The 11,640-nt window shown below is 37.8% G+C and carries 13 protein-coding genes; 1 reads left to right on the top strand and 12 read right to left on the bottom strand.

All coding sequences use genetic code 11. The features are described 5' to 3' along the window. Genes ftsH through LW137_RS03620 form a run of 5 tightly spaced genes read right to left on the bottom strand, consistent with a single transcriptional unit; the run spans nt 1 to nt 4,300 of the window. Nucleotides 1-1,896 (bottom strand): ATP-dependent zinc metalloprotease FtsH, encoded by a 1,896-nt coding sequence (gene ftsH / locus LW137_RS03640; protein WP_233033276.1) that lies wholly within the window; start codon nt 1,894-1,896, stop codon nt 1-3. 36 nt (nt 1,897-1,932) lie between these two features. Further along, nucleotides 1,933-2,859 (bottom strand): 50S ribosomal protein L11 methyltransferase, encoded by a 927-nt coding sequence (locus LW137_RS03635; RefSeq protein ID WP_233033274.1) that lies wholly within the window; start codon nt 2,857-2,859, stop codon nt 1,933-1,935. Next, nucleotides 2,849-3,226, bottom strand: a complete 378-nt coding sequence (locus LW137_RS03630) for a response regulator (protein ID WP_233033272.1) — start codon at nt 3,224-3,226, stop codon at nt 2,849-2,851. The genes LW137_RS03635 and LW137_RS03630 overlap by 11 nt, the downstream gene beginning before the upstream one ends. A 43-nt stretch (nt 3,227-3,269) precedes the next feature. Next, nucleotides 3,270-3,500 carry a hypothetical protein gene (locus LW137_RS03625; protein WP_233033270.1) on the bottom strand — a complete coding sequence of 77 codons (231 nt, stop codon included), beginning with the start codon at nt 3,498-3,500 and terminating at the stop codon, nt 3,270-3,272. Continuing rightward, nucleotides 3,488-4,300 (bottom strand): 3'-5' exonuclease, encoded by an 813-nt coding sequence (locus LW137_RS03620; RefSeq protein WP_233033268.1) that lies wholly within the window; start codon nt 4,298-4,300, stop codon nt 3,488-3,490. The genes LW137_RS03625 and LW137_RS03620 overlap by 13 nt, the downstream gene beginning before the upstream one ends. Before the next feature lie 186 nt (nt 4,301-4,486). Here LW137_RS03620 and LW137_RS03615 point away from each other — a divergent pair, with 186 nt between their 5' ends. Beyond that, nucleotides 4,487-5,038 carry a YceI family protein gene (locus LW137_RS03615; protein ID WP_233033266.1) on the top strand — a complete coding sequence of 184 codons (552 nt, stop codon included), beginning with the start codon at nt 4,487-4,489 and terminating at the stop codon, nt 5,036-5,038. 414 nt (nt 5,039-5,452) lie between these two features. Here LW137_RS03615 and LW137_RS03610 read toward each other — a convergent pair whose 3' ends face one another. Genes LW137_RS03610 through thrB form a run of 7 tightly spaced genes read right to left on the bottom strand, consistent with a single transcriptional unit; the run spans nt 5,453 to nt 11,639 of the window. Next, nucleotides 5,453-6,094 carry a tRNA1(Val) (adenine(37)-N6)-methyltransferase gene (locus LW137_RS03610; protein WP_233033265.1) on the bottom strand — a complete coding sequence of 214 codons (642 nt, stop codon included), beginning with the start codon at nt 6,092-6,094 and terminating at the stop codon, nt 5,453-5,455. Nucleotides 6,095-6,147: 53 nt separating this feature from the next. Then, nucleotides 6,148-7,176 carry a bifunctional diaminohydroxyphosphoribosylaminopyrimidine deaminase/5-amino-6-(5-phosphoribosylamino)uracil reductase RibD gene (gene ribD / locus LW137_RS03605; RefSeq protein ID WP_233033264.1) on the bottom strand — a complete coding sequence of 343 codons (1,029 nt, stop codon included), beginning with the start codon at nt 7,174-7,176 and terminating at the stop codon, nt 6,148-6,150. Next, entirely contained in the window at nt 7,170-7,604 is a 435-nt protein-coding gene (locus LW137_RS03600; protein WP_428845619.1) for a ribosome maturation factor RimP, read from the bottom strand. The genes ribD and LW137_RS03600 overlap by 7 nt, the downstream gene beginning before the upstream one ends. A 2-nt stretch (nt 7,605-7,606) precedes the next feature. Continuing rightward, nucleotides 7,607-7,960 (bottom strand): 30S ribosome-binding factor RbfA, encoded by a 354-nt coding sequence (gene rbfA, locus LW137_RS03595; RefSeq protein WP_233033262.1) that lies wholly within the window; start codon nt 7,958-7,960, stop codon nt 7,607-7,609. A gap of 2 nt (nt 7,961-7,962) precedes the next feature. Beyond that, a complete protein-coding gene (infB, locus tag LW137_RS03590; protein ID WP_233033261.1) occupies nt 7,963-10,488 on the bottom strand; it encodes a translation initiation factor IF-2 in 2,526 nt (841 codons plus the stop codon). Further along, nucleotides 10,452-10,697 carry a DUF448 domain-containing protein gene (locus LW137_RS03585; protein ID WP_233050781.1) on the bottom strand — a complete coding sequence of 82 codons (246 nt, stop codon included), beginning with the start codon at nt 10,695-10,697 and terminating at the stop codon, nt 10,452-10,454. The genes infB and LW137_RS03585 overlap by 37 nt, the downstream gene beginning before the upstream one ends. A 60-nt stretch (nt 10,698-10,757) precedes the next feature. After that, a complete protein-coding gene (gene thrB, locus LW137_RS03580; RefSeq protein WP_233033259.1) occupies nt 10,758-11,639 on the bottom strand; it encodes a homoserine kinase in 882 nt (293 codons plus the stop codon). Between the last annotated feature and the right edge of the window lies 1 nt (nt 11,640).

Raw genomic sequence — 11,640 nt, 5'->3', positions numbered from 1 at the left:
TTACTTTTCTTCTTCGTGAATTGCAAGTCTTGAGGGAAGACCTTTCTTCTCTTCATATTCCTTAATAATTGTTCTAACTCTCTCTCCATCGATCACCTCTTTCTCAAGAAGCTCTTGCACCATTGTCTCAATGGCTTCAGAATAATCTCTAAGTGTTTGCTTGACACTTTCAAAGCGTTCACTCAATGTCTTTTGGATAAAGCTATCTAATTTTTCAGCAGTTTTTTCACTATATTCTGCATTTCCGCCCATTCCCCCATTCAAAAATGAATTTCTTGGTTTTTCAAGCACCATCAATCCACTAACTTCAGTCATTCCATAATAACTTGCCATAGCTTTTAAAATATCAGTTGCTCGCTCCAAATCATTGCTTGCGCCCGTAGAAATTTCTCCAAGGAAAACATCTTCAGCTGCACGACCACCCAACAAAACATCAACATCAGCAATCAACTCATGTTTTTGGACCAAATATTTGTTTTCTTGTGGAGTATTAAGGGTATAACCAAGAGCTGCCATTCCACGCGGAATGATGGAAACTTTATTGACCCTATCTGCACCTTTTGTAAGCTCGCTAATCAGAGCATGACCACTCTCATGATAAGCAACAATGTGCTTTTCTTTCTTACTAATTCTTCTTGATTTTTTCTCTAATCCAGCAATTCCTCTCTCAACAGCTTCTTTTAGATCTGCCTGAGTGACTTCTTTTTTATTTGCTCGCCCTGCAAGCAATGCGGCTTCATTAATGATATTGGCCAAATCTGCCCCAGCAAGTCCTGCTGTCATTTTTGCAATCTCTTGCAAATCCACATCTCTAGAAGGCTTAATGGCTTTAATATGCACTCTTAAAATATCAAGTCTTCCTTTATAGTCGGGCTTATCAACAAGTACTTGACGATCAAATCGACCTGGACGCAAAAGCGCAGGATCCAAAATTTCTGGACGATTGGTTGCTGCAAGCACAATCACAGGAGCCGCCTCACTTCCAAATCCATCCATTTCTGCCAAAAGCTGATTGAGTGTTTGTTCTCTTTCATCATTTCCGCTTACAATTCCCCCAGCCGCACGACTTTTTCCAATCGCATCAATCTCATCAATAAAAATAATACTTGGGGCTTCTTTTTTTGCCATTTCAAAGAGATCTCTTACGCGACTTGCTCCAAGTCCTACAAACATTTCAATAAAGCTACTTCCACTCATAGAAAAAAATGGAACATTTGCCTCACCTGCCACAGCTTTTGCCAAAAGCGTTTTTCCTGTTCCGGGAGGTCCAACCAAAAGCACTCCTCTTGGAATCTTTGCACCCAAAAGAGTATAGCGATCAGGATATTTTAAGAAATCCACAATCTCCACAACTTCTTCTTTGGCTTCATCATTTCCTGCCATATCATCAAATTTAACATTGGGTTTTTCAGCATTTACAAGCTTTTTGGCACTCCCCATCCCAAAAATGCCATTGCCCATATTTTTTTGCACACGATTGGCCATAAACATCCAAAATCCGATAAAAATCAAAACAGGAAGAATCCAACTCAAGACCTCCATAAAAAGATTATCTTCACTAAATCCACTGTATTGGATCTTGTTTTCATCCAGAAGTTTTACCAATGAGGGATCATTGACTTTCTTGGCAATATAAAGTGTTCTTTCATCTCCAGAAATAGCCCTAACCATCGTTTGACCAATGCTTACAGCGCTGACTTCTTTGTTTTGAATCAACTGCTTAAGCTCATAGTAGCTAATCTCTTTTTTGCTTGTAATGGCGCTCATCTTTTCATTCAAAAGCCCATCGCTTGGCGAGAAAAATCTAAAAATCACCATTGCAATCAGTGCAAAAACCACAAAAACTAAAATGGGGTTTTTTGAAAAAGGTTTTTTGTCTTTTGGATTTTCTTTCATCTCCTACCTTTTGTAATAAATTTTATTTTTTCAATGTTACTTAAGTTTGATGAGTTTTAGAGCAACCCACTCATCTTTTTCCAAAATTTGATCCACTTCAAAATCACAAAATCGATCTAAAACTTGCTGCTTATATTCACTTAAAATTCCAGAAAGTATCAAGATCCCTCCCTTCTTGAGCTTATGCGACAAATCGGATTTGAGCATTATTAAAATAGATGCCAAAATATTGGCCACAATCACATCATATTCTCCTTGAGCCAAACCAATCGATCCAACCCATGAACGAACTATCTTTTGATGGTTGAGGGCAAAATTTTTATCACTCTCCTTAATTGCCAATTCATCCGTGTCACAAATCTCAACATTTGCCCCAAGCATACTTGCAGCAATTCCTAAAATCCCACTTCCACAACCCACATCTAAAAGCCTCTTTGTCTGCAAATCTATGGCACTCAAACACTTCAAACACATAGCAGTGCTTGCATGATGACCCGACCCAAAAGCCAGCGCTGGATCAATCACCAAATCTTTCAAGCCCTCCTCAGAGGTTTGTAGATGCCAAGAGGGGCGAATATAAAATCCTCCAACGCTCACAGGCAAAATAGATTGCCTATAAGCCTCAATCCAGTCTTTATTTTGACATACTCTATAACCCAAACCAAAATCAACTTTCTCTTGCATGCGCTCTGATAAAATCTTTGCAAAAGATCTAAGCAACTCTACAACAGACAGGGGATTTTGAAGGGTTCTAATGACAATTTGTGGGTATCTTTGCTCTTGGTTAGTAAAAAATTCAGAGAGATTCCAATTTTTAAGATCTTGATTTTTTGTCTCTAAATGATAGGGTGTAGAAACTTCTTCCACACAATCTTCTATTTCAGAAATCACAAAGTCTAAATATGCCTCATAACACTCATAAGGCTCAAAAAGAATTTCATAGTATTGATCGTTATCTTTCATTGATTCCCAAAACCATTTCTAATTTTTCTTTCAACACCTGAGGGGTAAAGGGCTTGACAATGTAGTTATTTACACCTGCTTTGATTGCCGCAATTACCTCAGCTTTTCCTCCTTCTGTTGTCACCATAATAATAGGAATATTCAAAAAGCGTTCATCTGATCTTGTTCTTCTTACTAGCTCCAAACCATTCATTTCAGGCATATTCCAATCTGTGATTAAAACGCTGATATCGTGATTTTGATCTAAAATCTCCCAAGCCTCAATTCCATTTCCGGCTTCCAACACATCGGTATATCCCAATCTTAATAATGTATTTTTGATGATTCTTCTCATCGTTGAGCTATCATCAACAATAAGCATTTTCAATCTTTTCTCCTAAAAAACTTTTAGAGCAAGAATCATAACACAATCACGAATCCACAAGCCCAAAAAGCCATTCTTGATTTTGTTCAATTTCCTTTCCATTTTTTTGAATCAAACGATTTCGAATCCCAAGAAGATCTTTGATCTCCAACTCCCTCATAATTTCTTCAGACAATACACTTTCGTCCCCAGATCCCAAACGATTGAGCAAATGCTCTATCTCCCTAAGCAATTCTTCTCTTTCTACCACCTCTCCATTTTCATCTACATAGTGCATTTTTCTATTTCCTTTTGAAGATGCTCATTAAAAATTTCTGAATATTCTTTGTCTTTTGGAAGCTTATCCTTCCAATCTTGTAAGATCTCGACATAATCTCTCAAAGTTAGATTTCCCTTCAAAACCTCATATTTAAGATAGACCCAATAGGTATTAAGCACATCACTTTGACAATATTCATCTATTTTTTTTAGATTCTTTTCTGCATAATAAAGAGAAAAAACATCATCCCCGCTTACATCGTATTTTCCAGGCAATCCACATAAACTTGACACATCATCAAGTCTCAATCCCCTCACGCTCCCAAAATGCCCCAAACTATCCAATAGATCTGTATGAAAACGCTCGCTATAGCGTTGCCGATAATTCTCCCATTTGTTTTTATTCAAAAGAGAGTTGTCTTGCTCAAAATATGCCAAAGATTCCATATTGTATTTCATCGCCCTAAGCATCATTGTAGGCAAGTCAAACCCTCGTCCATTGAAACTAACAAGTCTTGGCTGAGCTTTATTAAACCATTTTAAAAAATCTCCCAGAGTCACCTCTTCAATATAAGAATCTTGAACTTCTTGTTTGCGTCCAAATACTCCCACTTTTTCAAATTTTCCATATTCATCACAAACAACGCTTGCAATAGAAATAATTTTGTGAAATGCAATGGGTAAAAATTCGCTTCCACTTTTATTTTTTTGATCCTCAAAAGCCTGCAAACAGATTTCCAACTCACTCCCTGTATATCCAAATTTTTTCCTCAACAAATCAACATCAGGAACAGTTTCAATATCAAAAACACAAATCATTGCCATCTCTCCTTGCACCGATCAAATCAAAACTTACAATTTTAGAATATATAACACCAATCTGGCCAAATTGTTCCTTTTTGTAACTCCAATCAACAAAAACTAGAAAAAAATAAAAATTTGCTTTTACTATAAATAAATCAAGTAAAATTGACCAAAGGTGGGAAATTATCAAAAGGAGATGCAATGAAAAAAATAGTGCTCGCTTCGATTTTGACGATTGGAGCTTGTTTTGGTATCAATCTAGATACATCTAAAACACAAATGTATTGGGAGGCTTACAAACTCATCAATAAAACTCCAGTTAAAGGAAGCTTCAGCGATGTCCAATACAAATTTTCAAAAAAAAGTGGGATTAGCGGAAGTCTTCTTGGAGCAACAGCCAAAATCGATTTGTCTAAAGTAGTCACAGGAAATCCTGTTTCTGAGGAAAACTTAACCAATAGTTTTTTCAAAAAGTTTGAAGGGAAAGATATCAAAGTAAAAATCGAACAAGTCATTGAAGGCGAGGACAAAGGAACAATTCTTGCAAAAATTACAATGAACAAAAAAAGCCAACTCGTTCCTATGCAATATGAGATCAAAGAAGGACAGCTCATTGCAAAGGGTATTTTTGATGTTCTTTCTTTTAAATTAGATGGGGCACTGAAACAATTGGCAAAAGCTTGTCAAGATTTTCACGAAGGATATACTTGGTCACAAGTTGAGGTTGGATTCATTATCCCAGTGCAACAATAATTTAAAAAAAATGGGGGGTATCTCATCTTAAAAGCTCAAAATCATAACCTAGCAATTTGAAAAATCATCTCATGATTGATTTATGCAAAGTTTTGCCCTTTTCTAGCAACAAGCTCAAACCTCAAGCCTATATAGTGATTTTTATATCAGTCCTGTTTTTACAAACTTATTTTTAATCTATGATCAAAAAATTTCAAGCTAGAGCTTGGGCATATTTAGCCCCTAAAATGCAATCGATTCTTTAAACCCTATTGCACAAAACCCCCTCTAATTTCAATCCTCCTGAGAAATCCTCTGCTTTTAAAATCCAAAACGCATTACATAAAACAAGTTTAGATGAGGCACAACCCCTAGGCACCACAAAGAGCGGTTGATTAACTCTTAAGCAGAGCTGTCAAAACCTCTTTTTTACATCTATATCTGATCAATCTTGATACTATAAGTATTGCAAGAATGATAGATTTTCTGCACTTCCAAAGAATTATCCGTTTGCTGTGATCCAATATGCGTAAAAAGCGGAGGCAAAACTTGCAAACTCTTCTTGCTCTGAATCCTTGCCCAAATCATTGCAAGAGTGGCATTTTGAGACTCTCTGGGATGCACAAACCTCGCTACCTCAGCATTAAACCCCGCATCTTTCAAAGCATAAAAAACACGATGCACTTCCTTTGCATCATAACAAAAAGCGACTCCGCCATTGGGCTTAAGGTTTCTTTTGACCTGTTTAAGCATCAATTCAAGTGGAAGAGAAGATTCATTGCGAGCAAGATTGAGCTTTTGATTTTTAGAAGGGAGAATCTCTGCGCGATAAAAAGGGGGATTGGAAAGAATAAAATCAAACTTCTCTTCATCCCAAAATTCCAAAAAATCCATACAATGCACTTTGGCTCTAGGCACATTAATCTGAGCTAAAAACGAGCTATCAGGATCCTTTTCAACCATTTCCACCCTACAGTCAAAATCCCTGATACACAAGGCACCCAAGATCCCGCTCCCGCACCCAACATCTAAGATTCTTGCTCCTTTTTTCAAAAACCGTCTTGCAAAATCAAACAAAAATAAGCTATCACTGTTATAACAATACCCATCCCTTAATTGATAAAGTCGGATTAAAGGAGGTCTTTGGGTTTGAGCCATAATGCAATATCTCGACTTGCTTCACAAAATTCTTGAGCATATAAAAGATCAAAATTCATATCTGGAGCTTTAGTAGGATTGCTTCCACCAAATTTTGGAGCAACAATCAGCAAAAGTCCATCAATCTTATTCCTTAAAACACTCAATAATGGATATCCCCCCTCAATGAGATTAAAGCCCTCTTCAAGCTGCAAATCATCAACATGATTGTATAGCCTAATATCATTAGCACAAATACAATCTGTAGGCGTAAAAGTTTGAGTAAGAATTTGAATCTTGGGAGTTTTATTTTGAATGCGCGAAAAACGCGTATCTAACTTTGGAGAATCTGTCCTTACTGTATTGCCAGAAATCACAATAGAATCAGCATTGCTTCTTTGCGTATGGGTAAAAATACGAGAAGCCATATTTGAGATTTGTCCTCTTTTGTAATCGCCATTTAGCCTTTGGGCAATCTTAAAAAGATTAAATCTTCCCTTATGGACATAAGTCATAAACGGATAAAGCAAATCTAAACTCTGTTGCAAACATACCCCGCCCAGGACTTCAATACCACAAGAAGACAAAAACTCTGCCCCACCTTTTGCTTGCGATGTTGGATCACTTGCTCCAAAAACAACGCATTTAGGATGCAAGATAGAGAGAAGCTTTGCACACGATGGTGTTTTCCCTTCATGCAAGCAAGGCTCAAGGGTCACAAATACACTGCATTCCTTAAAAACCCCTCCATGATTTTTAGCTAGAAAATCCCATAATTCTTTGGGTGATAAAGAATCTAAAACCTCTTTTTTCACATCCGCATTCAACTTCAAAAAAGCACTCTTAAAGGCCAAAAGTTCAGCATGCGAAGATCCAAAACGCTCATGAGCCTCTAAGGCCAAGATTTCAAAATCTTTAGAGAGAATGAGAGCACCTACAGAGGGATTGGGAAGGGCAAGAGTTTGCACTTCCCACGCCTCAGAAATCGCCTGAAGAAGAAAAATTTCTTGAGCTTTTACCATCTAAAAATTGTTTTTACTTTTTTGGTTTGTGCATAAGCAATCTTATGCTCTCCTTGAGAATTTACAAGCACAAATCCCTCATCATCACAAGACTTTAAAACTCCCTCAATAATAGTCTTGTCAATATTTTTAACCTGAACTTCCTCTCCAAGTGAAAAAGAAAAGTGACGAGGATTTTTCAAAACCCTTTCAATCCCAGGCGAGCTAACCTCCAAAATATACTTAGATGCAATCGGATCTTCAACATCTAAAAACGGAGAAATCAAATGACTGATTTCTTGACATTTATCCAAACTTACGCCCTCTTTAGAATAAACACTAACCCTCAAAACATCTTGCCCAAAGTCTTTGACCAATTCGATTCCATAGAGCTCACATCCACAACTTTGAATGTATTTTTCTATTTTTTCCTGAATCTGCGAAGAAATCATTACTTGCATCTCTCCTTTTGAATTTGTTCAAAAATCTTGTCCAAGGCATTGCGAGACTTCAAGCTTTCATCAAACTTAAAAGTTAATCTTGGACACTTAAACCATCCACTAGATCCCAAAATATACTCTCTCAAAACACTCTCTGCTTTTTTTAATTCTCTAAGTATCAAGCTTTTTTCTGATTGAGTTAGACTGCTTGATTCGATAAAGACCTCAGCATTGTATTTTCCACGCGAACACACCACATCTGTAACGCTCAAGGAGTTTAGATTGGGATTATTAAGAGTGCTCAAAGCTTCAGTGACCAGCTCTTTGAGCAAGGACTGAGAGCGTTGAAGCTTGATATTTTGCATCTTTAAAGTACCTGCTTTTTGGCCACTTCTCTAAATGTCTCAAACACATCCCCCGCACGCACATCATTGAAGTTCTCAAGCATAATCCCACACTCATAGCCTTTTGCAACCTCTTTGACATCATCTTTAAAGCGCTTAAGTGAGGCAATCGATCCAGTATGCACAACTACTCCATTGCGGATAAGACGGACTTTGATTCCTCTTTGAATACTGCCATCCACCACAAAGCAACCTGCAATTGTTCCAACTTTTGCGATATTAAATGTCTCTCTTACTTCTGCTTGTCCTGTATTTTCTTCTTCAAACACAGGAGACATCATTCCAGAGACCAACGCCTTAACATCATCAATAAGGGCATAGATAATAGAATAAGTCTTAATCTCAACGCCCAATTCTTTTGCCTTGTTTTTTACGCTACCTGTTGGACGAACATTAAAGCCCAAAATCACACAATTTTCTGATGCGCTCGCAAGAGAAATATCGCTCTCTGAGATTCCGCCCACACCAAAACTAATCACATTGATCACGACTTCATCATTATTTAGTTTTGCCAAGCTCGCCTTAATCGCCTCAAGAGAGCCTTGCGTATCAGCCTTAATAATAACTAGGAGCGATTTGAGCTGACCTTTTGCAACCATCTCGCTCAATTCATCAAAGCTTACTTTTGTACTTTTACTCAATTCTTTTTGACGCAAATAGTTTGCCTTCTGCATTGCCTGCTCTCTTGCTACAGTGTCGCTTTCAACACTGATCAATTTCGATCCTGCACTTGGCACTTCAGACAACCCTGTTACAACAGCTACACCAGAAGGGTAGAGTTCTTGAATATTTCTTCCCTTATCATCAAGTAGTGCCCTTACTCTCCCAAAAGCAGTATCAGCAACAATTGGATCACCCACTTTAAGGATTCCATTTTGCACAATGATTGTCGCAACAGGTCCTCGCCCCTTCTCCAAGCTTCCCTCCAAGACTACAGCTCTTGCCTTAGAGGAGTGAGCAGCTTTGAGTTCCATTAGCTCAGCTTGGACCAAAATTGTTTCTAGCAACTCCTCAATCCCTTCTCCTGTTTTAGCAGAAAGGGGAATAAAATCATATTCTCCTCCCCATTCACTTGGTGTAAATCCAAGCTCTGCACATTCAGCTTTTGCCTTATCCGGATTGGCATTTTCTTTGTCCATTTTGTTAATTGCAATAATAATTTGCACTCCTGCGGCCTTGGCATGATTGAGTGCCTCAATCGTTTGTTGTTTCACGCCATCATCAGCTGCCACTACAATAATGGCAATATCGGTAACTTGAGCACCTCTTGATCGCATCTCTGTGAAAGCTTCATGCCCAGGAGTATCAATGAAAGAAATCATCTTTTCATTTTTCTCCACCATATAAGCACCAATATGCTGAGTGATTCCTCCCGCTTCTCCGCTAGCTACACGAGAATTTCTGATTTTATCAAGCAAAGAAGTTTTTCCATGATCAACATGTCCCATAATTGTTACAACTGGAGGTCGCTCAAATGTCTCCAATCCTTCATCTTCTTCAATTTCCAATTCTGGAACAACGCTTTGGAAAGAAATCTCAATACTAAATTCTTCAGCCAGAATCTCTAGTGCATCACGATCCAAAAAGTCATTTTTGGTCATCATTACACCAAGCTTAAAAAGAGCTCCAATCACCTCTTTAAGCTCCCTTCCAGCAATATCGGCAAACTCATAAACACGAATTTCTTCGGGGATCACAATTGCACTCTGTGCGCTTTTGCTTGCAGTGGGAGCAGGGGGGGCTTTGCGTTTCTTTCTATCGCGCCTAATGCCTCCTTCATTCATCCATTTGTTTCTTTTTTGCATTTGAACACGATCAACGATTGCTTGCTTGGCTCGATTTTCTTCATCTTCATTTTTAATTTCTTGCTCATGAAGATCAAACAACACAATCTCATCATTCTCATCTTCATAACTACTTCCAAATTCGCGATCAAAATCCATTTTCTTTTCATTTTGTTTGTGAGAAACATGGAGCTTTGGCTTTTCTTTTTTGCGAATCTTGGGCTGAATTTCTTGAGTTTCTTCTTGTTTGATCTCTTGGAAAAGATCTTTGATATTGGGAGTTGAACGAATCTCCTTGGCTTCTTCTTTTGGGCGAGAAGCTTGAGATTCTCTTCCTTTTTTGACAATTGTAATTCCCATACGCTTATTAACAAGCTGTTTTTCTTTATCTTCGACTACAGCAAGCTTTTCCTCTTTTTTCTCTTGTGTTTCTGGGCTTGGCTTGGGAGAAATAACCTCTTTTGTCTCTTTTTTAGATTGTTCTTTTGGAGCTTGTTTTGTTGTTTTGGCCTTGCTTTGAGGCTTTTTGATCCCCTGTGGAAGAATTCCACTTTCAATATAGTTTGCTAGCTTTTCTGCCTCTTCATCTTCAATAACAGTGCTTGCATTTTTAACCGCAATCCCAATTTCCTTTGCTCGTTCTATAACGTCTTTAACATTATTAATCGCTAGCTCTGTGGCAAATTCTTTGATTGTGATTCCCATAAGGCGATGATCTCCTTTATCTGATGTTTGGCTTGGGCGTCCAACTTCTTGATTTTTGCAATCCTATCCCCAGTTTTTGGATTTTCTAAGCATTCGCTACACAAATAAAAGCTTCTTCCGCTTCCAGAAAAAAGCTTGATTTTTTCGCTATCTATAGATAATCTCAAAAGACTTTTTTGCAAAAATCTTTTTCGGCAACAAACGCACATTCTTATACTTTTTTGGGAAGCCAATGAATACATTTTTTTAAAAGCAAACATTCTACCAAATTAGCCTTGTTTGAGGACACCTAAATTATCAAAATCAAGTGCCAAAACCCTAAACTCTCTAAAACGCTCACTTAATTTTTTTGCAAGCCCTGCCTTATCGTCTGCAAAACATAGATTAAAAATACTAGACCCACTGCCTGAAAGAGTACTCATCAATGCACCATGAGAGAGAGCAAATTTTCTTACTTCTTTCAAAATAGGGAAAGTTGCCATTCTGCGATCTTGATGCAACATATCCTTGCTTGCAAGATTGAGAAACTCCCACTTACCGCTCATAAAGATTCCACTCAAAAAGCTTGCATGTGAAATATTAAAAACGCAATCTTTTACGCTGTATTCTTTGGGCAAGAGAGAGCGAGAATATTTTGTATTCATCGGCTTATCTGGAACAACTACAACAGCCTTAATGTCCTTAGGAAGAGTTTGTTTAAGATAAAAAACTTTATTTTTTTCAAGCATGGAGATAACAAATCCTCCAAATGTTGCGGGAGCAATATTATCTGGATGTTTTTCGTATTTAATTGCATGATTTAAGATCGCACCGCGATCAAGCTTTTTTCCTGCTATTGCATAAGCTCCGCTAATCGCTCCAACAATCATAGCTGAGCTACTACCAAGACCTCTTGAAATAGGAATTTGATTAAAAAATTTAAAATGAAAGTGCTTCTCTTTGCTTCCAAGATCTCTCAAAACTTCTCTAAAAATCTTGACAAACAAATTGCTCTCATCTGCTCTCAATCTTTCTGCCCCCTCTCCTCGAACCACAACTTTTGTTTCAAGCGCAGGGACAATTTCAAACCGATTTCTAAAATTCAACGACAATCCAAGACAATCAAATCCTGGCCCAAGATTAGCACTTGTTGCTGGAACTGTAATAACCAAC

Origin of the sequence: Helicobacter kayseriensis, assembly GCF_021300655.1 — a bacterium.
Classification (GTDB): Bacteria; Campylobacterota; Campylobacteria; order Campylobacterales; family Helicobacteraceae; genus Helicobacter_G; species Helicobacter_G kayseriensis.
The sequence above is the reverse complement of the archived record's forward strand: the minus strand, read 5'-3'. Positions and strand labels throughout refer to the sequence as shown.

Coding starts and splice junctions, on each gene's coding strand:
- LW137_RS03635 (WP_233033274.1), bottom strand. CDS start 2,859: ATGAAAGATAACGATCAATACTATGAAATTCTTTTTGAGCCTTATGAG.
- LW137_RS03620 (WP_233033268.1), bottom strand. CDS start 4,300: ATGATTTGTGTTTTTGATATTGAAACTGTTCCTGATGTTGATTTGTTG.
- LW137_RS03585 (WP_233050781.1), bottom strand. CDS start 10,697: ATGTGCGTTTGTTGCCGAAAAAGATTTTTGCAAAAAAGTCTTTTGAGA.
- infB (WP_233033261.1), bottom strand. CDS start 10,488: ATGGGAATCACAATCAAAGAATTTGCCACAGAGCTAGCGATTAATAAT.
- LW137_RS03615 (WP_233033266.1), top strand. CDS start 4,487: ATGAAAAAAATAGTGCTCGCTTCGATTTTGACGATTGGAGCTTGTTTT.
- LW137_RS03625 (WP_233033270.1), bottom strand. CDS start 3,500: ATGCACTATGTAGATGAAAATGGAGAGGTGGTAGAAAGAGAAGAATTG.
- rbfA (WP_233033262.1), bottom strand. CDS start 7,960: ATGCAAAATATCAAGCTTCAACGCTCTCAGTCCTTGCTCAAAGAGCTG.
- ribD (WP_233033264.1), bottom strand. CDS start 7,176: ATGGTAAAAGCTCAAGAAATTTTTCTTCTTCAGGCGATTTCTGAGGCG.
- ftsH (WP_233033276.1), bottom strand. CDS start 1,896: ATGAAAGAAAATCCAAAAGACAAAAAACCTTTTTCAAAAAACCCCATT.